Source organism: Ruminococcus sp. RTP21198st1_G1_RTP21198_201120 (assembly GCF_040924265.1).
Classification (GTDB): Bacteria; Bacillota; Clostridia; order Oscillospirales; family Ruminococcaceae; genus Hominimerdicola; species Hominimerdicola aceti.
In genome coordinates, this window is sequence record NZ_JBCOMH010000011.1 from 33,036 (window position 1) to 57,103 (window position 24,068).

The following is a 24,068-nucleotide window of genomic DNA, read 5'->3' on the forward strand; positions in this document are numbered from 1 at the left end:
CCTAAGAAATTTTCAGGGCTTGGTAAATGCTTTCGCCCTGAGCAAGTTTATTACACAGATAATTTCTGCACTTGTCATAATTGCTGAAAATACGTCTTGCTCTGTTTTCGTCAGAGTAGACTTTCCAATATCCGCAAAGAAGATAGTTTCTTCCCTTGTTCTGAATGAACCCTGTCACATCATCTACAGGATAGCCTAGAAACAGACCTATCTCATGAGGAAAATCCTCACTTGCGGATATTCTTCCAGACAGCCTTTCAATCTGCTGTTCAAGGGTCATACGGCTGTCATAGCCAAAGCTTTCAAGAAGCTTTCTTACTCTGTTGTCTGCAAGTCTGTCAGATAAAAGCTTTTCGTTATAGAGAAAAAGCAGCTTTCTGCTTTTGCACTCGCAAAGCACTGTTAGCTTCATGCCCTTTGTATATGCCCTGCTGTTAAAAAGCTCGACATTCTCTTCAAGCCCGTCCTTGTTCTTTTCCATTGACATAAGACAGGCAGGCTTTATTCCAAGCATTGCAGGGGCAAGATGATAAGCCATGCTTCTTTCAAAATTTCTCAGCTCAGACTGTGACATAGTCCCTCCTTTGGTTAGAAATTCCTAACCTATACATATAGATCTATGCGTTTACAACGCCTTTAGTACAATATTTTTCAAGCACGTTCTTCAAAGCCGAACAGCTTGATGAATGGCATATAGCCACGGGAAAATCAAGTTTGCTTGCTCTTTGGTTAAGACCATTGAGCATTTTATGTGACACTGTATCAGTAAACACCACTGCCAGATCAGGACTGCCTATCTTCTTATCAAAACCTGTAGGATATTTGATGAACACCTTAGCCTTGCAATCATATGATTTGCAGATATCCTTATAGCGTGTTGCCATACGGTCATTTCCGCCTACTATTATAACGCTCATACTTTTCTTAACTCCTCCTTTTCATTAATTTAGGTTAGTATTTACTAACCACATTCATATTAGCATAAACTAACCCCGTTTGTCAAGGGAAACTTATGTCAGAAGTATAAACTTTTCATATGATAAAATATTCACGGCAAAAGCGAAGATACTATATATAATATGCGTTACATATCGCAGATTATGTTTGGTATTGTTTTGCAAAAAAATACGGCGAAGTGTCAAAAGACACAACGCCGTATAAAAACAAATATTATTTGCCTAAAAGCTCTGCGAATTGTTTCATGAATGCCTCGCAGACAGTGACAAAGCCGCTGCCATTATAAGTGATATTACCTTTTTCATCTATGTTTTTTCTTTATTAAAGACTATTAGTCCATAGCAGCCTTTATTGCAGCCATAAGCTCATCATATGTTTCATAAGCAGGAAGCTCAGGATATTCAGCCTTTATGCTGTCTGTGCTTCTGAAAAGGAAGCCTGCCTTGCTCGCCTGAATCATGCCAAGGTCATTGTGGCTGTCACCGCTTGCGATAGTTTCAAAGCCGATAGACTGAAGAGCCTTTACAGTTGTGAGCTTTGACTTTTCACATCTCATCTTGAAGCCTGTTATCTCGCCGTTGTCAGCAACTTCAAGAGTGTTGCAGAAGATAGTAGGATAACCAAGCTTCTTCATAAGAGGACCTGCAAACTGTGAGAAAGTATCGCTGATGATTATTACCTGTGTGAAGCTTCTCAGCTCGTCAAGGAACTCCTTTGCGCCTGGCATTGGGTCGATAGTTGCGATAGTATCCTGAATTTCCTTAAGACCAAGACCATGCTCCTTAAGAATGTTGATACGGTATTTCATAAGCTTGTCATAGTCAGGCTCATCTCTTGTTGTTCTTTTAAGCTCAGGGATACCTGTAGCCTCAGCAAAAGCTATCCATATCTCAGGAACGAGAACTCCCTCAAGGTCAAGACAAGTGATATACATACTCATAATTATTTCCTCCTTAGAAATATACAAAAAAATTCGTAATTTGATTATACCATACTTTTTATAATAATACAAGAGTTTTGCTTTAAATCATTAAGGCAAAAATAATACAAAAAATCGTTGCCCATTGTAAAATTTCGCTGTTACCCCTTTCTGATACTTGACAATTTGTGTTATATATGTTATAACTAATACACATACTAATTTATAAATCATTATTAATAAATAATGAAAAGAGGTGATACATATTTCTACAAGAAAAGACGGTATCGAAACGAAAAAAAAGATACTCACTGTATGCGTCCAACTTTTTCTGGAACAGGGGTATAAACAGACAACTATTTCGCAGATAGTGAAAAAAGCTGGCGTTGCAAGAGGAAGCTTTCAGAACTTATTCTCCACAAAAGACGCTATTCTAATGGAACTTGTGGGCACGATGTTCAGCGGACAATTTGGAGTGGCAAAGAACATTGTTGGTGATAATATGTCGCCGATATACACATATGCGGTGGAAACTGCCATACAGATAACCCTCACTGAGCTGAATGAAAATCTCCGAGAGATCTACATTGAAGCTTATACTATGCCTGAAACGGCTGAGTATATCTATGTCCACACTACGGCGGAACTGAAACAGATATTCGGCTCGAATTTTCCGGGCTATACCGAAAGCGATTTCTATGAAATGGAAATCGGAACATCAGGAATAATGCGCAACTATATGGCAAGAAAATGCGATATCCATTTTCCTCTTGACCACAAGCTTAGACGTTTTCTGACGGCGGCAATGCGGGTTTATAAAGTACCGGAGGAAGAACAGGCAAAAGTGATTGCATTCATCGGGTCGCTTGATATTAGAGCTATCGCCACTGAGGTCATGTATAAGCTGTTTGCAATGTTGGAAATGACATTCGATTTTAAACTTCCAAAAGATGATGAAGAGGGGGAAACAATATGAAAAAACGGTTATTGAGCATCATACTTACTCTATGTATGGTAATGTCCATTACACCATTGAACGCATTTGCGGTCACAGAATATGGCATATGGATAGGCGACGAACAGGTAACGTCTGATAAAACATGGAGCAAACAGGGCTGGAAATACGATATACAAAGCAAGACTCTGACGCTTCTTGGCTACAACATGGCGACTATAGGCAAACGTATAAACGGCAACAGCGAAAGGCCCAGCCGATTTGGTCTTATATACGTTGAAGGCGAACAAGATCTGAACATAAAGCTTGTCGGCAGCATTGATCTTGGTGACAGCCCATTTTCAAGCCAAGCCGCAACCAAATACAATGAGAGCTACAGCGGAATTTATGCTCCTGACAGTAATATCACTATCATTGGCAGCGGAACGTTTTCAGCAGTAACACATGACGCAGCAATATACTGCTCAAATCTTACTATCGGCGACGGAACTGAACAAAATGCTACTAATGTATCGTGCGAAAGCTTCGGCGCTTGCATTATCGTAAAGTATAATATGATAGTTAATGACTACAGTACTGTTTGGGCTTGCGCAAACGGACCAACTGTGGGCATGAACGGCATTTATGTCGAGGGGTCGCTTTATGTAAACGGCACTAATACCACCGTAGAGGGTCGTGCTACATACAGACCTGTTAAGGGAGAGTGCACCAATTACACACACTACAGACCAAAAAATCTCACTTCAGGCGGATATTTCAACAATGCAGGTTCAACTATTGCAGGAATAATGGTATATGGAATTTTGACAGTTGACGGCAGTAAGGTCGAAGGTAACGTCTTTAAAGAGATATACAAACCACAAGAGTATGATTCAGAATACACCTCAGGCCTTGAAGCAGGCGGTATCGTAATAAAGAACAACGCCACAGTAGAAGGCAGAAACATTAATCCGTCCACGCCGGGATTCATGGAATATGGCGTACAAGTTCACCATTACGCCATAAAATTTTTAGGAAAAGGACGTGTCCGTGCCGGAACAGAGTATGTGGATTATGAAAGCGTCAATCGTGGTTTCCGTAAATCAGGCGGCAACGAAATAACAGTTTCGGGACGGCTGAAACTCTATGAAAGCGATACTTGTCCCGCTGACTTCAAGAAGTTTGCGCAGTATGGCTTCGGAGGGTATACAGAATATTATACAGAAAACATGGATGACATCTATATAAAAGATGATAATGGCCGTGGTAAAATGTCATATTTCAAGGATATGCATGATTATGAAACATTTTATTTAGCAAGCGGAATAGATCTAAAAGATATATATGAAATCGATCTGGACACCAACGTTCCATTTGATGTAAACATACTTTCAGGCGATATCAAAATGAACATAGATATCAAAAGCGGTTTTGAGCTTCCGAAGATCATTGTCTATGACGGCGCAACTTTAAAATTAAAGACCTCCCCTGATAAAACATATAATTTCACTTATCCTATCGAGCTGAAAGGCGGCACGATAGAATTTACAAACAGTGCGATCGTGCGAGGACTTAACATTGTAGGAGAGGGCAAGGTCATCATTGATAGCGGAAACTACTCTGGAACGCTTGGTGACAACGTAATCTTGCAGATATCAGGCGGAAGCGCTGACTTCAATGACAACGGCAAGGCTGTGGACGCAAAAGGAAACTCGGTACACAAGTACACCTATGTTGCAAGGGGTGCAGATGGCAATGAGTTTATAGGCAGTGCTAACACACGTCAGCCGCCATATGACGATTTTTATGGCTATAACCGCTCAGAAATATTCCATGACGGAAACAAGCTTCATCTCTGGCTCAAGTCACAGGATTCCATTTATGGCGTGAATGCTTTTAAAATAAAAGCTGACGGCACTCTTGAAGATGAGAACACCTATTTTAATCTGCGTTATGGAACGAATATCTTAGAGCATAGGATACCTTTTGATCCTATAACATTAAAATACTTTGTTGTGAAAAAGAACGACGTCGTTACGCTGAAAACAATGGAAAACGAGCCGTCCTCACTGCAAGACAGTGATATCCGAGTAGAATGGTACAGTGTTGAAAACGACAAGCGCACAAAAATAAATGCCCATGGCACAAGCATGTATGTGGGGCGTATGGGCAACAGTGACAATGGTACGCATTATCAGGCAGATGTATATTATTTAGGCTGGGATTCCAAGCTCAATCATTCATATACCTATGACGCATATATCTTCATTGACGAACCGGTATTTACTGCTCCTGACAAATTCCACTTGGATAAAAAGGCAAAATTCGAGGTCACAAACAATACGCCAAATGGCGCAGTAAGGCTCAAATATCTATGGGAAGTGAGCAAGGACGGCGGAAAGACTTTCACCGCCATTGACGGAGAAACTTCTTCTGTTTACGAGCCTACTATAGAAAGCCAAATGAACGGCTGGCAGATAAGATGCAAAACATGGGTATCAACAGGCGACGGACAAAAAACTGAGCCGACCGTTTTCGGCCCTGTTACGATAAACTTCTCCGAAAAAGCACCGGTCATAGTAAAACACCCGCAAAGCGGTGCAACAAACGCTCCTAGCCAGCCTAAACCTGTTAAGCCCGGAGAAATAACTATCGTAATTGAACGTTACTATTTCTTCAATGTAGAAGCAACAGGCAGTGAACCGCTCCAATATCAGTGGCAGGAAAGCAGCGATAATGGAGAAACTTTCGTTGATATCCCACATACCAACGACAATTCACATTCATTAAAAGTGCGAAAAGAAAACAACGGAAAGCTTGTGCGCTGTGTTGTATCAAATGAATACGGCTCTGTAGTTTCAAATGCGGCAAAGCTTACAATATATTATTCTCCTGAGTTTACAGCCTCACTCGGCAATAAGACCATAAACAGCGGAGAAAAGGCTACGTTCACACTTCCTATCGTTCAGGGAAATCCTTACGGAGCTGAGGTGATGTGGCAGGTGAGCAAGGACGATGGAAAGACTTTTGCAGACGTTACCGAAGCTGACGGAACGTTCTCTCTTGATTCAAAAGTCGTGGACGGCAAGGAAAAATGGTCGACTACATTCACCACCTGTGCAACGAACATAAGCTTTAACGGATATATGTACAGATGTACGGTCAAGAACGCTGAAAATGCGGACTATGTGGGTACTTGGGTATCGGAAAAAGCAACGCTTACAGTAATAAGAAACTGCGCAGTAGACGGACATATATTTGACGAGGGAACGATAATCTCCGAGCCGACTTGCATCGATAAGGGTGTGAAGAGGTTTAATTGTTCCAAATGTTCACAGTACAAAGATGAGCCTATAAACCCATTGGGACATGATTGGAAAGAAGCGACCTGCACAGCTCCAAAGACCTGCAAACGCTGTCAGGCTACTGAGGGCGAGCCTATCGAACACAGCTTCGGCGATTATATATCCGATGAAAACGGACATTGGAAGCAGTGCAGTGAGTGCGGAACTGACAGCCAAAAGGAATTTCACGCCTACAAGTGGAATACGGAAGACGGCGAATATTGGCAGGAATGTACAATTTGCGGATATGAAACGAAAAAATCAACTATTTTGAAGATATCCATAAACGGAACTGACGAGACCTGTCCTTTAGGTGATTATGAATTTACATTTGCTCTGCCTGAGGGCTGTACTGACGTGACAGCAGGCTTCAGATTTGCAGGCGACGGTACGGAATTGGCGTTTACCGAAAAAGACGATCTTTACACCGCAAAGGTAAGTGCGTCAGATCTTGAGAGCGGAACAATGACGATTTACGCTTCGGCAAAACTCAAAGACGGTTTTGTCATCACAGGTGAAAAAGAAGTAACCGTGCTGGAAAGCCATGTGGGCGGCACTGCAACTTGTACTGAAAAAGCAAAGTGCAAATTCTGTAATAAAGAATACGGCGACCTTGACCCGACAAATCACACAGGCAAACCTGTTTGGAAATTTGACAGCAAAGAACACGAGAAAAAATATGATTGCTGTGGCGAGGTGACTATCGAGAGAGAACCCCACGAATGGAACGCAGGCGAATGTACAGAGTGCGGATACAAGTGTACACATTCCGGCGGCAAAGCGACCTGCACAAATAAAGCCACCTGCGATATCTGCGGCAGTGAATACGGCGATATCGACCCGAACAATCATGGAAAGCTCACACATATAGATAAAGTTGACGCAACACGTGACAAAGAGGGAAATATCGAGTATTGGTACTGCGAAGAATGCGGCAAGTATTTCGATGACAAGGACGGCACAAAGGAGATACAAAAGGCAGACACTATTACAGATAAGCTGAAAGACACTCCAAGTGATGACAAAAAAGATAACTCAAAGCCAGATAAGACGAAAGGCGATACTAATGAGAGCAAGACAGACAGCTCTACAGCAGAAAAGCCGAAAAACGATTCAAGCGAAACCAAGGCAGACAGCTCCACGGCTGATAAGCCTAAGAGCGAGCAGAAAAATCCACAGACCGGAAGCGGCAGTGGTATGAGCCTTTGGCTTGCAATGCTGTTGATAAGCGGCGGTGCGGCAATGGGAATAAAGAAAAAGCACAAGAAATAACTGATCTCTTAACTGCACACAGCGGTTGTCTCAAACGGCAGCCGCTGTTTTTTGATCAACATGACAAAAAATTTGTTACCCAAAGTTAAATTACCCCTTGACCTGTGGCGAAAATAGTAGTAAAATAGAAATGTAAATACTATAATTGAAAGGAATGTTCATCATGCCAAAGTTTATCGTTGAAACATCTGCACGTCATGTTCACGTTACTCAGGAAACTCTTGAAACGCTGTTCGGAAAGGGTGCAACACTTACAAAGAAGAAAGATCTTTCACAGCCTGGTCAGTTTGCTTGTGAGGAGAGAGTTACAGTTGTAGGTCCTAAGAGAGAGCTTGCAAACGTTTCTATCCTCGGTCCTGTAAGAAAAGCAGACCAGATCGAGCTTTCAGCTACAGACGCACGTTCTATCGGTGTTGCCGCTCCTATCAGAGAGTCAGGCGACACAGCAGGCTCAGGCGCTTGCAAGCTTGTTGGCCCATGTGGCGAAGTTGAGTGTTCTGAGGGCGTTATCGTTGCTAAAAGACATATCCATATGACACCTGCTGACGCTGAAACATTCGGCGTAAAGGATAAGGATATCGTTGCAGTAAAGATAGAGTCTGCAGAAAGAACAGCTATCCTCTGCGACACTGTTATCAGAGTAAGCGACAAGTTCGCTCTTGCTATGCACATTGATACAGACGAGTCAAACGCTGTAGGTGCAGGCAGAGAGCAGTACGGCGAGATAGTTAAGCTCTAATATCGCAGTACATACAACTGTTGATTTGTAGGGGCGAACAGTGTTCGCCCACCTTTTAAAAACTTTCAACCAAAAGACCGCTCATCATAGGGCGGTCTTTTTTCATATAAAAAATCATCGCCGCAGGCGATACCATAATTTCTCACTCCTCACTCCTAATTCCTCACTGACAACAACGTTTCGATTGACACAAAACTCCACCTGTGATATAATTTTCTTGTAAAACACATAACGCAAATATGGAGATTATAAAATGAATAATGATACAATAAAACTTATACGGAAAACCTCAAACGTAAATTCACTTATGGTGATAATTTTCTATATGCTTGATATCGCACTTATAAGACTTGGCGACTTAGTGGTGTACCATATCGCAGGAAAGTCCGCCTACTATGAGGATATCGCTCAGCTTGTGAGCTACTGCATACAGTATCTAGTAGTTGTGCCAATTGTTCTTGTTGTATTCAGACTTGTGAGTGGCAAAAAAGAGGGGCTTAAAATAACAGCCTGTTTCAGAAAACCTTCAATGCCTGCAAAATGGGTCGCAAAATGGATCGTCATATCATTCGGGCTTATCTATGCCGCAAATTATATCAACACATTTATTTTCTCATATGTGCAGAAAGCTTCGGGAACGAGCCTTAAAGGCGTTGACTTCACTTCAAGCGGCACTGCCCTGGGCGGCGTAACGAGCGTGCTGGCAATGTCAGTGCTTGCACCGTTTTTTGAGGAACTTATGTTTAGAGGTACGCTTTTCAGAAATGCCGAAAAATGCGGTCAGCTCACAGGCATTATAATGGTAGGTCTGACCTTCGGACTGTGGCACGGAAGCTATCAGCAGATACTCTATGCGGCTGTTATGGGAATGTGTGCCTGCTTTATGGTTGCAAAAACAGGTTCTATCTTCCCGTCTTTGATACTTCACTTCACCATGAACACTATCGGAGCAATTCAGAGCGTCGCACTTGGTTCCATAGACTTTGACAAGTTTGCCGCAGAACTCGAAAAGGGCAGGATAACAGGCACAGCACCAATGATAATAATAGCTGTCGCACTGCTTTCATTCGGACTTATGATAGTGGGCCTTGTGCTTTTTGTAAAAGAGCTTAGATATCATCGTGACAGCTTCAGGCTCATAAACTTCTGTCCTGACGTTTCACAAGGCAAAAAGATAGTCATCTATCTCACCGCACCTGTTACCATACTCGCCTTTGCCGGGCTTATCTTCATCACAGTCCGCACAGCTTTAGGTCTTGGGCTATTCTAAAATACGCATAAAAATAACGCAGACTTTTTACAGCCTGCGTTTTTTTTTATCAGGAGTTATTTATTATGATTTAAGGCTTGCGATCTTCTGGTTAAGTTCCTTGATCTCGGAATCTACAGTTGCAGAATACTTCTCACGAACCTGCGTCCATGTGGACTGTACACCCTCTTCATCAACGTTTGAAGCATCACTGTAGAGTGCGTCAACAAGGCACTGGTTTCCGTCAAACTGCTTTCTGTCGCCGAGAGCGGAAGATATACCGTAAGCATAGTCAAAGAGCATAAGGTAATCGTCAGAAACAACGTCCATTTTCACATCATACATCTCGTCTGTCCAATTAGGGTTATTCTCCATGAACTTGTCCTTGTTTGTCTGCTCATACTTAGGATCTGTCTTTGAAGCTCTTACGCACTCAAACCAGCACTTAACAGCTTCGCTTCTTGTTGAACCTTTTACCCACATGAAAGCTGTCATATCAGAAGTTGTTATCTTCTGCTGATTATCGTCATACTGAGGGATAGGAACAACGCCCCAGTTCTCGCCCTCCTTTGGAGTTTGGTTGCCTGTGTAAGCCCACTCGCCCATTGCATAGAACAAGCAGTTCTGATTGAAGCAATCTCTTGCAGAGCCTACCCAGCCGTTGAGGATAAGTCCGTCCTTCATCATATTATAAAGGAAATTCTGAGCCTTTTCGATATCAGGGTCGTTAAGATTGCTTGAAAACTCATTTGTTGCAGGATCATAGTTTACAAGACGCTTGCCCGTCTGCTGAACAACGTGCGCTCTAAAGAAGCCGTTTACGCCGTAACGCTCAGTATCAGCCGGTGCGTTGCCAACATATGAGGACATGATATCCTCCCAATTCTTCCAAGTCCACTCATTGTTTACATAAAGCTCATATGGATCGTCAAGGCCCTCTGCGTCAATGATATCCTTATCATAGCAGAGCATAGCAGAAGCAGAATAGCCAAGAGGCGCAACATAATGCTTTCCATTGAGCATGAACTGATCTGCTGTATCCTTTGTTGCAGACCACAAAGGCTGGCTGAAATCAACTATGCTGTCGATAGGCTGATACATATCCTTTACTACCTGTGAAGGGAATGCAAGCCACTCATACTTGAATATATCAGGAATATCCTTGTTAGCTGTGATAGCAGCAGCAAGATTATCAAACCTGTCCTCATTTGAAGTCTGCTGGAATCTTATCTTTCCACCCTTGCTCTCAAAAAGCTGAAGCTCTGTGCTCTTCTCAGGACTGCCCTTAGTAGGGTTAAGGTCGCCCTCACCGAGATAAAGTATCTCTTTTTCAGCACCCTCAGGGATAGCCTCGATAGATTCCGTGTCAGCTACCGCAACGTTCTCTGTTGCAGAAAAATCGTCCTCCGCCTTGCTTGAAGAGTTTGATGAGCTTCCGCAACCCGCTACTCCTGTTGCCATTGACAAAGCCATTACAGCCGCTATGTACTTTTTGTAATTCATAAAATATTCCTCCATAATTCAATATTTTAGCATTAAAGCTGTCCGTATGTAGTTGATGAGTTCATATATTAAATCTTGCTATAATTATACAACACATATAAAGCTATTGTCAATCACCGTTTTAGCACAATTATAAGCAATTTAATTGTACACTTTGCACAATTAAATCCATATGTATTGTTAAAACGCAATATTACAATCAATATAGTTTAAAATATACGCATAAAGTTCAAATATTCAATATGCCCGTTTTGAATGAATATAAAACAGATACAAGAGCTTTTTGTAGAAAACATTAACCAAAACAGCAAAATATGTACAGCATTTATGCAGTTCGTAAAACTTTTTTCATGTAATCGTTTGATGTTTTCAGTGGTACTTGTAATTAGCGAATTATTATAGTATACTTGTTTAAGAAGATTTTTTTACCGAAAGGAAATTGCTTGATATGACAGATTTTGAAAGAAACAAATCAAGGGTGACAGCCAAATATGAGGCTCTCATCAACAGAAAAAACATTGTGTCAGACAGCTACAACGGAATTTATGACAGATACGTTTACCCTGTTCTGACAGCCGCACACGCACCTATTATCTGGAAATATGACATGAACCCTGAGACAAATCCATACTTCATGGAGAGATTGGGCATAAACGCAGTACTGAACTCAGGCGCTATTTATCTCAACGGCAAGTATTACCTTGTTGCAAGAGTTGAGGGCAATGACAGAAAGTCATTTTTTGCAGTAGCAGAGAGCGACAGCCCTGTTGACGGCTTCCGTTTCTGGGACTTCCCTGTTCAGCTTCCTGACACTGAACCGGAGGAAACAAACGTATACGATATGAGACTTACTCAGCATGAGGACGGCTGGATATACGGCGTATTCTGCTCAGAGAGCAAGGACAAGACTTCAAACGATCTTTCTGCCGCTACAGCTCAGGCTGGAATCGTAAGGACAAAGGATCTTAAGACATGGGAAAGACTTCCTAATCTCAAGTCCAAGTCGCCACAGCAGAGAAACGTTGTACTTCACCCTGAGTTCGTTGACGGAAAGTACGCCTTCTACACACGTCCACAGGACGATTTTATCGAAACTGGCTCAGGCGGAGGAGTATGCTTCGGTCTTTGCGAAGACATCACAAACCCTGTTATCTGCACAGACGAAGTTGTTATCTCACCAAGGCAATATCACACAATCACAGAGGTAAAGAACGGTGCAGGCGCAGTGCCTATCAAGACACCAAAGGGTTGGATACACATTGCACATGGCGTAAGAAACACAGCCGCAGGTCTTAGATACGTAATTTATGTATTCGCAACTGACCTTAAAGACCCTTCTAAGCTAATCGCTTCGCCGTCAGGACTTTTCATTGCACCACACGGCAGTGAAAGAGTGGGTGACGTATCAAACGTTGCGTTCACAAACGGCGCGATCGTTCGTGAAAACGGTGACGTGTACATTTACTACGCTTCATCAGACACAAGACTTCACGTTGCGTCAACAACTATCGACAAGCTTATGGATTACACATTCAACACTCCGTCAGACCCACTGCGTTCTGTTGACTGCGTCAAGCAGAGATGCGATCTTATCAGAAAAAATCTCGAATATCTTAACAAGTAATATATCAAACAAAAACAGACGGCTTCTGCTGTCTGTTTTTTTGTACACTAAATCTTTCTTCAAGTCTGCCATATCCGTGCATAAATATTGCACTACCCATGTAGGGGACGTCGAGGGCGCCGTCCCCTACATTTATGCTATGGTTTGTCTGCCGCAAAATTGCTGAGTCCCTTTACCGCAACTTTTTTTATATACCCTCTTGCAATCGTCCACAATCTATGGTATAATTAATTAATAAAAGCACAATATATGCAATATCACGCACAAAATTTTCTCTTAACTAAGGAGTGTTTATAATGAGATGTCCTTTTTGCAACTATGAAGATACAAGAGTAATAGATTCACGTCCAAGCGAGGGAAAAAAGCGTCGCCGCCGTGAGTGTCCGAAATGCGGAAAGCGTTTCACTACTTATGAGGTGGTGGAAAAGCCACAGCTTATGGTATACAAGCGTGACGGCTCGTTTGAGCCTTTTGACAGACAGAAGCTTATAAAAGGCATTCAGAACGCTATCAAAAAGCGTCCTGTCAGTGTTGATGATATGAAAAACCTTGTTGACGATATAGAGAACACCTTTGCAAACAAAATGCAGACCGAGACCACTACAAGTGAGATAGGCGATATGGTGCTTATGGGTCTGAAAAAGCTTGACCACGTTGCATATGTGCGTTTTGCTTCCGTTTACAAGGACTTCTCTGACGTTGATTCGTTCATTCAGATAATCACTGAGCTTTCTGACAAGAAGAAATAAATAAGAGCGTTCCGATAATTTTCGGGACGCTTTTTTCGCACCAAAAAAGCGGACAGCCAAAGCCGTCCGCCATATTTTTTATATTGTATTAAAGCTGTGTATCAACAAAAATTGTATAGATAGCCTTCATTGCAGATTCAAAATCAGCCTCATTCACACCGATGATGATGTTAAGCTCGCTAGAGCCCTGATCTATCATCTTTACGTTTACATGAGCGTGTGCAAGGGCTGAGAATATTCTGCCTGCTGTACCTCTGTTTGACTTCATTGCACGTCCCACAACTGCAATAAGCGCAAGGTCTGTTTCAATATCAATTGTATCAGGGTGACAGTTTCTGTGCAGACCTGACATTATCTCCTGCTCCTTTGGAGCAAACTCTGCCTGATGAACAACAACAGACATTGTGTCGATACCTGATGGCATATGCTCAAAGCAGATACCATTCTTCTCGAATACTTCAAGCACTCTTCTGCCGAAACCAAGCTCTGCGTTCATCATATCCTTTTCGATATTAACTACAGTAAAGCCCTTCTTGCCTGCTATACCTGTGATCGTGAATGCAGGCTTCTGAGATGTGGACTCAACGATCATTGTACCCATATCCTCAGGCTTGTTTGTGTTCTTGATGTTTATTGGGATACCTGCTTTTCTTACAGGGAAAATAGCGTCCTCATGAAGTACGCCTGCACCCATGTAAGAAAGCTCTCTCAGTTCCTTATATGTTATGGTAGTGATAGGCTGTGGGTTGTCGATAATTCTAGGGTCGCATACCAGGAAGCCTGATACGTCTGTCCAGTTCTCATAAAGATCAGCGTTTACTGCTGCGGCAACGATAGAACCTGTTACGTCAGAACCGCCTCTTGAAAATGTCTTGATAGTATCGTTTGGCATTGAGCCGTAGAAACCAGGTATTACCGCATTGTCAAGTGTAGCAAGTCTTTGAGGAAGCACCTCGTTTGTTCTTGCAGAATCAAACTGACCCTGATCGTTAAAATAGATAACATCGGCAGCGTCAACAAAGTTATATCCAAGATATTTAGCAAGAACGATACCGTTAAGATACTCGCCACGAGAAGCCGCATAGTCACGTCCTGCCTTGCCGATAAAGCAAGCCTTGATAGTTTCAAACTCCTTTTCAAGAGAAAGGTCAAGACCCAGATCATTGATTATGCCGTAATATCTTTCCTTGATAGCGTCGAACTCGCTGCTGAAATCCTTGCCCTTTGCAGCAAGATCATAGCAGCCGTAAAGCATATCAGTTACCTTTGTATCGTTTGAAAATCTTTTACCAGGAGCAGACGGCACAACAAATCTTCTTGAGCTTTCCGCTGTGATTATCTCCTTTACCTTTTTGAACTGCTCAGCACTTGCAAGAGAGCTTCCGCCGAATTTTACAACCTTTGTCATTTCACAAACCCCTTATAAACTATAGAATTATTCCTGTCTGCGTACTTTTCCCACGCTGACGTTACAATAAATAGTATACCGAATTTGCGTGATTAAGTCAATGTATAAATGGACTAATTTTTATAGTTTTTTCGATGTATGTTTGTGAAATACGCTTGTATTTGTATGGTGGACAACTCATACTTATCTGTCTGCCTATTATCTGTAATGTTCGTCTATACACTTATCATGTTTTCGTGAAAGAAAACCCCAGCGTTCTTCAACACAAAATGCAGCAGATAAAACAAGCGGCAAAGAAAGCAGCACAGCCGCAATAATAAGAATAGCCATATTACTTACGTTCACAAGAACGCCTCCCGTCTCGGTTTTGTTATGACTACATTATAGCGTTCCTTACTTAAACAGACCTTAACGCAAAGTGAAAACTATGTGAAAAAAAGCCCCGACCGAAGTCAGGGCTTTTTTTCATCAGACTGCTTAAACCGTCACAGCCTGAGTATTATTCTTTTTAAGCACCTCAATAAAATCTTTTTCAGGAACAGGCTTTGAGAAGTAGTATCCCTGAATGAAATCACAGCCCATGCCAAGAAGCGTGTCGAGCTGATGCTTGTCCTCGATACCCTCGGCAACTATCTGCATATTGAGCTTCTTTATCATCGCCACTGTACTCTCAATGGCGATATGCGCCTTTTCGCTCTTGAAACATTCCCAGACTATTTCCTTTTCAAGCTTGATAAACCTGAAAGGCAGGCTGAGAAGATATGTCATATTTGAATATCCCGTACCATAATCGTCAAGTGCAAACTTCACACCATAGTCGGAAAGGGCCTTGATGTTTTTCTCCATAATGTGCGGAGTATACACCGCCGCAGTTTCCGTTACTTCAAGACAAATAGACGATGGGTCTACCTTGTATCTGTCCATAATGCTGAGAAGCTGCTCTACAAGGTCAGATTGCATGCACTGGACTACCGACAGGTTTACCTGCACATATTCGATACCAAGTGAAGTTCCCACGCCTTTCTTTATAAATCGGCAGGCTTCCTCGAAAACATATTTGCCTATTTTGAGTATCTTGCCGTTTTCCTCAGCTATAGGAATAAATTCCTGTGGAGGGATAAATCCAAGCTTTTCATCCTTAAGCCTAACAAGGGCTTCACAGGAAACTATCTTGTTTCTTGAACTTGAATATATCGGCTGATAGTATACCTCAAAGCCACGATTATCCAGAGCCTTGTCTATAGCATTTTCTACCTCGCTTCGACGTTTGCTGTCATAAAAGTTTATGTCAGTTGCATGAAGAAGTCTTTCAGTTTCAGGTTCACGATGCTTGAACTGCTCGATAAAGTCCACCAGCATATCTGCATTGTCAACGTCATCAGGGCAGTCGATACGCATAAAGCAGGCTGTTATCAAAGTATCAACAGTACCTATATTCCAGTTTTCAGACAGCTTTTTCCTTATTGCACGATACGTTTCTCCCACCTTTTCAGAATCCTTCGGAAACATAAGAGCAAAGCATTCGTCCTCCAAATAAAATCCATCGCCAAGATTAACAAAGTTATAAAGATAGTCGGAAAAGCTTCTTAACAGAGAGTTGGAAAAACGTCCGCCAAAGGTTTTCATAAACATTTTGAAATCCGGTATCCTTATGAGCAATAATGTAAAATCAGAAGCTGAGGCATATTTTATGGAACACCTATTGACAAAGCTGCTCCAGTTGAGCATTTTCGTTCCTTGGTCTATCATATCGTCCTGACTTTGCAAAGTGAACATTATTAGAAGCATACATACAGACGCCGCAAAGCACTCCACAAGAAGGAGTTTATTGATCATCTGAACAATTACCGCCACTACCGTCATTGAGATAAAGGCTGTTATAGAAGTGACCACCTGTCTTGATAGCATACTTCTATTACCCATTGCGTAAACGATGCCAAATATAAGATAATAAATCGCCACAATGTATGTAAATGGCTGAAGAGTGCCACGATGATAACCACCTTGACTATCCACATAGATGATAAAATGTGTTGCAGGCGTCGTAATCACAAGCAAAAGATCAACGATCATCGGTGTATATAAAAAGCTTTTGAAAAGAGCAGACATCTCTTTATAGCCGTCCGTCAGGAAAAGTATATATATCACAAATAGAAACGGAATAAGATTATGTGTAAAATAATAAGCCGTATGGAAGAAGATTTTAAGCCCTATGCCCCATTCGCCGGTAGAAAACACACTTAAAATATCCAACACAGTTGACAAAGCCGAGTCGCCCACGAGAATGCCAAAGGCCTTATTCTTGTTGCACGGAATACGCTTTTTGAAATAGAATACAACTCCTGTGATAGCATATATCACAAGGGCACATATATCATAATGGATAATATAACCCACAACGCAGACCTCCCCGTATTGTTATGGTAATATTTTAACATAACTCTGTTATGGCTTCAACCGATTTAACAAAAAGTTATAATATTTTTGGTTGTGTGCATAACTTACATATAAATAAAAGCCCGAATTTATGGTTTTTGTCAATTATTATCTATTCGTTGAAATGTTCATTCTTGCGGTTTACTGATAAGATATCATAAACATTTTAACATTATCCTAAAGCTTCACCCAAAAATGAAAAGTTAGAAAAACGATGATAATTTAACTTACGGCAAAAGATTATATATAGTTTTAAATAATTTTTAAATTTGTCGGTTTGACTTGACTAATAAACAATATAGAGTTATACTGAAATCACGGTAAAGATCCTGTCAGAGGACTTGTTATATGCTCGTATTTTGGCAGAGTTTCTGTATATGCCGAAATAATTAGTTCTTACTAATATCTAAAAACAAAACAGGAGGTAATAATTATGTTAAAATGTTTTAAAGACGAGAAATTCTGGTGTGCAGTAGGCGGAGCAGCCGCAGTCATTCTTGGCAAGAAAGTCGTAAAGGCTAAGAAAACAAGAGAGCTTGCCGTTACAGGTCTTGCAAAGGGAATGAAGCTCAAGAGCGACGCTCAGTCAGCACTTAGAAGCATGAAGGACGAAGCATCTGACATCTGCTATGACGCTAAGGTCGAGGCAGGGATAAATGACGAGGAAGAAGTAACTGAATAATGAAAGCTCAGATCGTTTATGACAAGCCCTGCCGCATACGTTTCCGCTGTGGTAGCGACGCTTTCACAAAAGAACTTGAACGGTCGATACATAAGCTTGTTATGTCAAACCCGTGGGCGGTCGCCTGCGAGGCTCACTATGAGAACGGCGGAATACTTATACGCTATAAAGAGGGTCACAGAGCCGAAGCTGTCGAACTTGTAAGAAAGCTCAGAGGAAGCGACCTAGCACCTGTCAGCGACAATCAGTATGACACCGAGGAGATAGACAGAACATTCAAATCTGACCTTGCAAAGCTTGTGATGCAAAGATATATAAGAAAAGCTATTCTGCCTGCACCTATAGGCGCAGCACTTATCGTGTACAGCGGACTTAAATACATAGCAAAGGGCGTAAGCGCACTGTTTGACGGCAAGCTTACAGTTGAGGTGCTTGACGGAGCGTCAATAAGCGCTTGTCTTATCCAGAAAAATTACAATACGGCTGGCACTGTCATGTTCCTGCTTTCTGTATCAGGCTTGCTGGAGGATTACACAAGAGCGAGAACAAGAGCCGCTCTTACCGACAGCTTGGCGATAAAGGCAGATCAGGTATGGCTGGCAGGCAAGGACGCTGATACTCTTATACCAATGTCACAGCTTCAGGTGGACGATTGCATAAGAGTGCGCACAGGAAGCGTTATTCCTGTTGACGGTCAGATAACCGAGGGCGAAGCTTACATAAATGAAGCTTCCATGACAGGCGAGCCTCTTGCGGTCATGAAGAGCGCAGGAGCAAGCGTATTTGCGGGAACAGTTGTCGAGGAAGGCTCAGTTGTGATAAAAGTTCGCAAGCTTTCATCCGACACAAAGATAAGCAAGATAATCGAGCTTATCGACAACTCAGAAAACCTTAAAGCAGGGGTGCAGAGCAAAGCGGAGCGTCTTGCGGACTCTATCGTGCCGTACAGCTTTCTTGCCTTTGGTCTTACACTGCTGTTTACTAGAAATGTCACAAAAGCAGTTTCCGTTCTTATGGTGGACTATTCCTGCGCTATCAAGCTTTCAACGCCTATAGCCGTTATATCCGCTATTAAAGAAGCCGCTGATGATGACGTTACGGTAAAGGGCGGAAAATATCTTGAAGAATACGCACTTGCCAATTCTATCGTTTTTGACAAGACCGGCACTCTTACAAACGCTGAGCCTGTGCTTGAAAAGGTAATAGCCCTTGGGGATTACTCCGAGGCGGAAACGCTGAAAATTGCGGCTTGCCTTGAAGAGCACTTCCCTCACAGCGTAGCGAGAGCTATAGTAAAGGGTGCGGCCGATAGAGATATCGACCATGCCGAGGAACACGCCGAGGTGCAGTATATAGTTGCCCACGGAATTTCAACAACGCTTCACGGCAAACGTGCTATCATAGGAAGCAGACATTTTGTCTGCGAGGACGAGGGCATAGAGATAACAGACGAACAGCAGGCTGAGATCGACGAAAAGTCGGGAGCATGCTCAGTGGTTTATCTTGCAGTAGGCGACAAGCTCACAGGTGCGCTCTGCATAAGCGACCCGCCTAGACCTGAAGCTGAGGAAGCTGTTAAACAGCTCAAAGAAACAGGCATAACAAATATCGTGATGCTCACAGGCGACAGCGCAAAGGCTGCCGAGATAACTGCACAGAAGCTTGGCATATCAGATTTCAGGGCGCAGGTTCTTCCTGATGACAAGCACAGATATGTTCAACAGCTCAAAGAGCAGGGTCACAGAGTTATAATGGTAGGCGACGGGATAAACGACGCCCCTGCCCTTGCGGCGGCGAACGTTTCTGTTGCAATGAGCGATGCTTCCGATATCGCAAAGGAAACTGCCGATATCACAGTTCGTGGTGCAGACCTTACACAGCTTGCGGCTATAAGACAGCTTAGCGAAAAGCTAATGCACCGAATAAACAGTAACTACAGATTTATACTGCTGTTCAATTCAGTGCTTCTGCTGTCAGGAGCTTTCGGGCTTTTACAGCCGTCAGCCTCAGCGCTTCTGCACAACGCTTCAACAATGGCGATCTGTGCAAAGAGCATGACTCCTTTAGAGGATAAAAAGCGCAAAAAGAAAAACAAGTAAACAAAATATAAAGAGCGAATGATCGTAACGTCATTCGCTCTTTTTGCATCTTAATAAATGTAACGCTTTTTCTTAAATTACCTAGCAGGTGTACAGTAGCAAATAGAATAAACTGTTATATCACCGTTTTTTGCCGCAGCATGAAGCTGATCCAGCTTATCAAAACCTGTACCAAGCTCCTTTACACAGTCTGCATATGTGAACTTAGCATAGTAATGATCATTCGCTCTGCCTGTTTCGCTAGGCTGAACTCTTGCCCAGCTTGCTCCTCCTGACCAGCTCTGGAGAATAAGCTCAAGCTCGTTCTCTGCACCTGAATACTCAACATAGAAATAGCCATTTGCAGAAAGATACGAAACATCAAAACTGCCATAATTTTTTGAAGTCAAAACTGAAACTGCCTGACCCCATGAGCCACATGATTTTGCACCCCAGAAAATAGATACATATGGATCCTGCTCCGGCTTATCAGGGTCAACAGGATCTACCGGATCAACCGGCTCTGTTGACTTTCCGACAATATACTTAACACTAAGAACTTCGATATCTCCGTTAGCCGCACCAACATGGAAGCGGTCTACTTTAGAGAAATCTGTTGTTCCGAATGCCGCAGCAACATCGTCGTAGCTGTACTTTGCGTATACAATGCCGTCCTTTTCTGTTACCTCAGTTGGTGAAACTCTCGCCCAGTCTGCACCGCCTGACCAACTCTGGAGAATGATCTCCGCCTTGTCTGTGCCGCCCTTGAACTGAACTTCAAAATATCCGTCCTTTTCGATAACTGAGCTGTCAAAGCTGCCGCCCTCCTTAGTTGTGGAAAGTGTAATAGCCTGACCCCAGCCTGATGTCTTTGCCGAGCCTGTGAAGATAACAGTTTCCTTTTTGTCACTTACCTCTCCAGTTGCAGGGATAACCTCTGTCTTTATCACCTTGCCGCAAGTTGTACACTCAGTGTGCTTTGAGCCATTTTCTGTCGCAGTAGCCGCCTTGTCGATTATCCATGCGCTTTCGCTGTGACCTGTCGCAGGGATAGTTTCAGTGTACTTTTCACCGCATGAGCAAGTGTATACCTTTTCGCCGTCAGTTTCGCAAGTTGCAGCCTTTGTTGATGTGAGGGTATAGCTGTGCCTGTGACCGATAGGGTCGGTGTAATCGTCCTTCTTTGTCTCGACGCAGGAAGTGCAGGTGTAGATAGTGTAGCCCTTTTCGTTCTCTGTAGGAGCAACTGTCTCGCCCTTTACCCAGCTGTGACCCTTTGCAGGGATAATTTCAGTGTACCTGTCTCCGCAAGTACAAATATAAATTCTCTCGCCCTCTGTTGTGCAAGTAGCTTCCTTTGTTACCTTTGCGGTGTAGCTGTGGGTGTGTGATGACTTAACATTCTTGACAGTGAGTGCAAATGTATCTGTGTTTCCGTCTGAGAATGTGTATGTAAGTGTGTAATTACCATTTGCAAGCGTCTTGAGCCAGCTTTCGTTGAGCATTATCTGACTTCCGCTTGTAGAATAATCTAAGCCGCCTGTAAGCTTCTTGCCGTTTACTATGATAGACTCTACGCTCTTTCCATAAAGCACAAGGTCTGTTCTCACACCGCTTGGAGCATCAGCGTCAAATATGCCTGACTTTGTGGAAAGGTGTGGCTTCTCGATCTGTCCGTCCTCGTAGAAAACAACATCGTCTATGTAAACTGTACCTGTCTTTTGAGCAGAATCTCCGCCCATATAGAACGAGAACTGGTTAAGCTTTGATGTATCAAGATTTCCGCCCGACTGCCAGCTTGGCGCTTTAAAGTCAGCGAATGGTATCTTGATAGTTTTTCCGCCTGCGAAATCAAGTGCTATCTGCGCTTCAAAATAATTGTCGTTTGCGTCTCTAAGCTGAACAGTAAGGCTGTTGCCTGTGCCGTCCCCCTCTACCCAAAGCTCAACGCCTGCAAATGATGAAGCATTTCTTATTGCAATAGGGTGGTTTACTCCGCAGTAGCCGTTTGGCGAGCCGATATCATATCCGAAAGCAAGCGCCTTTGAACCGTTCTTTGCAGCAAGAGAAAGTGAAACTTCATTGCCGCTTGTGTTTCTTGAATAAGACGACCAAAGTGCCTTATCATTTGAATAGCTCTCAAATGTGTCAAGCTCATCAAGGCCTGTGGTGTCGGAAACATTTATTGTAAGCTCCCTATCCTCGCCCTCATAGAAATCGAACTTAAGCGTCACAATGCCTGCTGAAAGCGTCTTGAGATATGCACTTTTAAGGGTCACAGTGTCGCCCGAAGTTGTGTAATCTGTACCCTCTGCGAGTGCTTTTCCATCAGCAACAATGCCTCTGAACTCGCTTGTCTTGCGATCCATGGTGATATCAACATCACTGCACTTCTTAGGGTTTACGTCAACAGAGATTATCTCAGGTGAGATAATAGGCTTAGGGATAGAGCTGTCGCTCACCGTCAGATTGAACTTAGGCTGATTGCCGCCTGTTGTGAGTATCCTGCACGAATACTTTGCAAGCTCCTGCCTTTTAAGATAAGAAGCCTTGATAGTAACAGCGTTGCCACTTATGGTGTAATCGTCTGACGAGAGTTTCTTTCCGCCGACCTCAACACCGCTTATGCTGCCCTCTTTCATAGAAACATTCACCACAACGTTACCTGACTTGCTTCTGTCAAAACTGTATGTAGACTTGTCAGTAGTGTTTACAATGTTCTTCTTTTCCATTTTTGCAGCAGCGTTCATCATAAGAGTTCTTGTGCTGTCCGTCTTTTCGATACCCTCAGGGCCGTAAACGGTGTAGCCGTCATAGTCCTGATAAAGAGTGCCGTCATCAAGATAGGAAGCTATCATCCAATAGTTGAAGCCCTGATATTCGACACCCTCATAGTAGTCCCCTGTTACAATATCCAGCCAATCGGAATAAGCGGCGTCACGCTTTGTTTTGTCTGTAAGACCGAATTCCTCAAAGATAATAGGCTTGTCAGCGGAAGATGTGGTCTGGGCATGGCGCTTTATCCACTCGAGGTCATCATCGCCAAGGTCAAAGCCCCACTGATCAACGTACATATGCGGTGTTCCAAAGTCTACAGTGTCGATAGTCATAAGCTTGTCAAAGTCAACACCGTAGTAGCCTGAATATGCGGAAGACGGAAGATCTTGCCTTGCAGCTTCCTGATAGCCAAGGTTATAAAAGCCCTCGTCGCCAACTGATACCATGTGATAAGGGTCGATAGACTTTACATATGCTGACATTTCCTTTGCCCAGTTATAAAGAATATCGTCCTTGCAGAACTCGTCAACAGTACATCTCGGCTCGTTTGAAAGCTCCCAAGAAAAAACAGCTTCAGAATCCATAAGCTTCTCGCCTGTGTAGTAGTTGGTGTGATTTAACAAAGTCTTGATATAATCCTTATACCAACCCTTGATAGTTTCATTAGTGTAAAAATCGCAGGTGTCCTTTTCGTCCACTTTGCTATTACCAACGCTCTTGCCCTGTGACATCTGATACCACTTTACATACTGACCCATTCCGCCGAACGCTTCCCAATAGTTCGTGAAAGTGATAACAAGCTTCATATCATGTTCTTCAGCCTGCTTGATAATATAATCAAGATGTCTCAGACCGTCCTCGCCCTCGTTCACAACAGGCTTTCCAGCCTCATCGTCCCAATACTGGAAGTAAACTCCGTCCTTTTCGCCCGTTCCGTCATTGTTGCCCTCAAAGGTCTCATGACCAGACTGCGAGTCGATCTCGCCTGTTTTCCTACCAACGTCAAGATTTCCCCAAATTCTTATTACTTTAAGCCCCATTTTTGAAGCGTCATCGAAAACATTCTTTACCTCACTCTTTGACTTATAGGTGAGATAATAGCAGTTCGTGCCGCCGTAATAGTAAGGGCTTCCGTCGCACATAAACTTTGAGCCGTCAGCATAAACAAATCCCTCCGGGTGTGTCGCCGCATACTCCGCATATGCGCTGATATCTGCGAAAGGCACAATACTAACAGCCATTGCAGCAGCCGCCAGAGCCGCAGAAAATCTTCTCATTACTCCTGTCATAACCATACTCCTTTTTCATTACTTTAGCTAATTTTTGATTAATTTAGCTTGCCGAATTATTGCATTTTTACTTTATCACAAACTTAATTTAATGTCAATCTCTTAAA

Annotated in this window: 16 protein-coding genes; 8 read left to right on the top strand and 8 right to left on the bottom strand. The window is 42.8% G+C overall.

Annotated elements, in window-relative coordinates:
• Position 1 precedes the first annotated feature (1 nt).
• From AB5627_RS08470 to thrH, 3 genes are all read right to left on the bottom strand, one after another.
• Positions 2-574 (bottom strand): DUF3793 family protein, encoded by a 573-nt coding sequence (locus AB5627_RS08470; RefSeq protein WP_022288592.1) that lies wholly within the window; start codon positions 572-574, stop codon positions 2-4.
• Between the two features lie 43 nt (positions 575-617).
• A complete protein-coding gene (locus AB5627_RS08475; protein WP_022288593.1) occupies positions 618-917 on the bottom strand; it encodes a DUF2325 domain-containing protein in 300 nt (99 codons plus the stop codon).
• A 371-nt stretch (positions 918-1,288) separates the two neighbouring features.
• Complete coding sequence (thrH, locus tag AB5627_RS08480; RefSeq protein ID WP_038673078.1) at positions 1,289-1,891, bottom strand: bifunctional phosphoserine phosphatase/homoserine phosphotransferase ThrH; 603 nt, start codon at positions 1,889-1,891, stop codon at positions 1,289-1,291.
• Positions 1,892-2,132: 241 nt separating this feature from the next.
• On the opposite strand from thrH, the gene AB5627_RS08485 reads away from it, so the two are divergent.
• The 4 genes from AB5627_RS08485 (at position 2,133) to AB5627_RS08500 (ending at position 9,435) form a co-directional block, all read left to right on the top strand.
• Complete coding sequence (locus AB5627_RS08485) at positions 2,133-2,852, top strand: TetR/AcrR family transcriptional regulator (protein WP_022288595.1); 720 nt, start codon at positions 2,133-2,135, stop codon at positions 2,850-2,852.
• Positions 2,849-7,426: an NPXTG-anchored protein gene (locus AB5627_RS08490; RefSeq protein ID WP_333634997.1), complete on the top strand. Its 4,578-nt coding sequence runs from the start codon at positions 2,849-2,851 to the stop codon at positions 7,424-7,426. Before AB5627_RS08485 ends, AB5627_RS08490 begins: the two co-directional genes overlap by 4 nt.
• Positions 7,427-7,589: 163 nt before the next feature.
• The gene (gene pduL, locus AB5627_RS08495) at positions 7,590-8,165 is read left to right on the top strand and encodes a phosphate propanoyltransferase (protein WP_022288597.1); all 576 of its coding nucleotides are present in this window, start codon (positions 7,590-7,592) and stop codon (positions 8,163-8,165) included.
• Between the two features lie 253 nt (positions 8,166-8,418).
• Positions 8,419-9,435, top strand: coding sequence for a CPBP family intramembrane glutamic endopeptidase (locus tag AB5627_RS08500; protein WP_022288598.1), 1,017 nt, complete (start codon positions 8,419-8,421; stop codon positions 9,433-9,435).
• Positions 9,436-9,498: 63 nt separating this feature from the next.
• Here the strand turns inward: AB5627_RS08500 and AB5627_RS08505 are convergent, their stop codons facing one another.
• Complete coding sequence (locus AB5627_RS08505; RefSeq protein WP_038671232.1) at positions 9,499-10,917, bottom strand: ABC transporter substrate-binding protein; 1,419 nt, start codon at positions 10,915-10,917, stop codon at positions 9,499-9,501.
• Positions 10,918-11,365: 448 nt separating this feature from the next.
• Here AB5627_RS08505 and AB5627_RS08510 point away from each other — a divergent pair, with 448 nt between their 5' ends.
• Positions 11,366-12,541, top strand: coding sequence for a glycosylase (locus tag AB5627_RS08510; protein WP_022288600.1), 1,176 nt, complete (start codon positions 11,366-11,368; stop codon positions 12,539-12,541).
• 296 nt (positions 12,542-12,837) lie between these two features.
• On the top strand, positions 12,838-13,290 hold the full coding sequence (gene nrdR / locus AB5627_RS08515; protein WP_022288601.1) for a transcriptional regulator NrdR: 453 nt from the start codon (positions 12,838-12,840) through the stop codon (positions 13,288-13,290).
• An 88-nt stretch (positions 13,291-13,378) separates the two neighbouring features.
• On the opposite strand, the gene AB5627_RS08520 is transcribed toward nrdR, so the two are convergent.
• The 3 genes from AB5627_RS08520 to AB5627_RS08530 form a co-directional block, all read right to left on the bottom strand.
• Entirely contained in the window at positions 13,379-14,698 is a 1,320-nt protein-coding gene (locus tag AB5627_RS08520; RefSeq protein WP_022288602.1) for an aspartate kinase, read from the bottom strand.
• A 198-nt stretch (positions 14,699-14,896) separates the two neighbouring features.
• The gene (locus tag AB5627_RS08525; RefSeq protein ID WP_181984364.1) at positions 14,897-15,043 is read right to left on the bottom strand and encodes a hypothetical protein; all 147 of its coding nucleotides are present in this window, start codon (positions 15,041-15,043) and stop codon (positions 14,897-14,899) included.
• Between the two features lie 132 nt (positions 15,044-15,175).
• Entirely contained in the window at positions 15,176-17,095 is a 1,920-nt protein-coding gene (locus AB5627_RS08530) for an EAL domain-containing protein (RefSeq protein ID WP_368369796.1), read from the bottom strand.
• A gap of 472 nt (positions 17,096-17,567) precedes the next feature.
• Here AB5627_RS08530 and AB5627_RS08535 point away from each other — a divergent pair, with 472 nt between their 5' ends.
• Both AB5627_RS08535 and AB5627_RS08540 read left to right on the top strand, forming a co-directional pair.
• The gene (locus AB5627_RS08535; protein WP_038671197.1) at positions 17,568-17,816 is read left to right on the top strand and encodes a hypothetical protein; all 249 of its coding nucleotides are present in this window, start codon (positions 17,568-17,570) and stop codon (positions 17,814-17,816) included.
• Positions 17,816-19,915 (top strand): heavy metal translocating P-type ATPase, encoded by a 2,100-nt coding sequence (locus AB5627_RS08540; RefSeq protein WP_368369797.1) that lies wholly within the window; start codon positions 17,816-17,818, stop codon positions 19,913-19,915. Before AB5627_RS08535 ends, AB5627_RS08540 begins: the two co-directional genes overlap by 1 nt.
• A gap of 77 nt (positions 19,916-19,992) precedes the next feature.
• Here AB5627_RS08540 and AB5627_RS08545 read toward each other — a convergent pair whose 3' ends face one another.
• Positions 19,993-23,961 carry a X2-like carbohydrate binding domain-containing protein gene (locus AB5627_RS08545; protein ID WP_333634995.1) on the bottom strand — a complete coding sequence of 1,323 codons (3,969 nt, stop codon included), beginning with the start codon at positions 23,959-23,961 and terminating at the stop codon, positions 19,993-19,995.
• Positions 23,962-24,068 lie beyond the last annotated feature (107 nt).

Bases quoted from the DNA above. Each gene is read 5' to 3' on its own strand.
- AB5627_RS08490 (WP_333634997.1), top strand. From the start codon at position 2,849: ATGAAAAAACGGTTATTGAGCATCATACTTACTCTATGTATGGTAATG.
- AB5627_RS08535 (WP_038671197.1), top strand. From the start codon at position 17,568: ATGTTAAAATGTTTTAAAGACGAGAAATTCTGGTGTGCAGTAGGCGGA.
- AB5627_RS08475 (WP_022288593.1), bottom strand. From the start codon at position 917: ATGAGCGTTATAATAGTAGGCGGAAATGACCGTATGGCAACACGCTAT.
- AB5627_RS08470 (WP_022288592.1), bottom strand. From the start codon at position 574: ATGTCACAGTCTGAGCTGAGAAATTTTGAAAGAAGCATGGCTTATCAT.
- nrdR (WP_022288601.1), top strand. From the start codon at position 12,838: ATGAGATGTCCTTTTTGCAACTATGAAGATACAAGAGTAATAGATTCA.
- pduL (WP_022288597.1), top strand. From the start codon at position 7,590: ATGCCAAAGTTTATCGTTGAAACATCTGCACGTCATGTTCACGTTACT.
- AB5627_RS08505 (WP_038671232.1), bottom strand. From the start codon at position 10,917: ATGAATTACAAAAAGTACATAGCGGCTGTAATGGCTTTGTCAATGGCA.
- thrH (WP_038673078.1), bottom strand. From the start codon at position 1,891: ATGTATATCACTTGTCTTGACCTTGAGGGAGTTCTCGTTCCTGAGATA.
- AB5627_RS08520 (WP_022288602.1), bottom strand. From the start codon at position 14,698: ATGACAAAGGTTGTAAAATTCGGCGGAAGCTCTCTTGCAAGTGCTGAG.
- AB5627_RS08545 (WP_333634995.1), bottom strand. From the start codon at position 23,961: ATGACAGGAGTAATGAGAAGATTTTCTGCGGCTCTGGCGGCTGCTGCA.
- AB5627_RS08540 (WP_368369797.1), top strand. From the start codon at position 17,816: ATGAAAGCTCAGATCGTTTATGACAAGCCCTGCCGCATACGTTTCCGC.
- AB5627_RS08500 (WP_022288598.1), top strand. From the start codon at position 8,419: ATGAATAATGATACAATAAAACTTATACGGAAAACCTCAAACGTAAAT.
- AB5627_RS08510 (WP_022288600.1), top strand. From the start codon at position 11,366: ATGACAGATTTTGAAAGAAACAAATCAAGGGTGACAGCCAAATATGAG.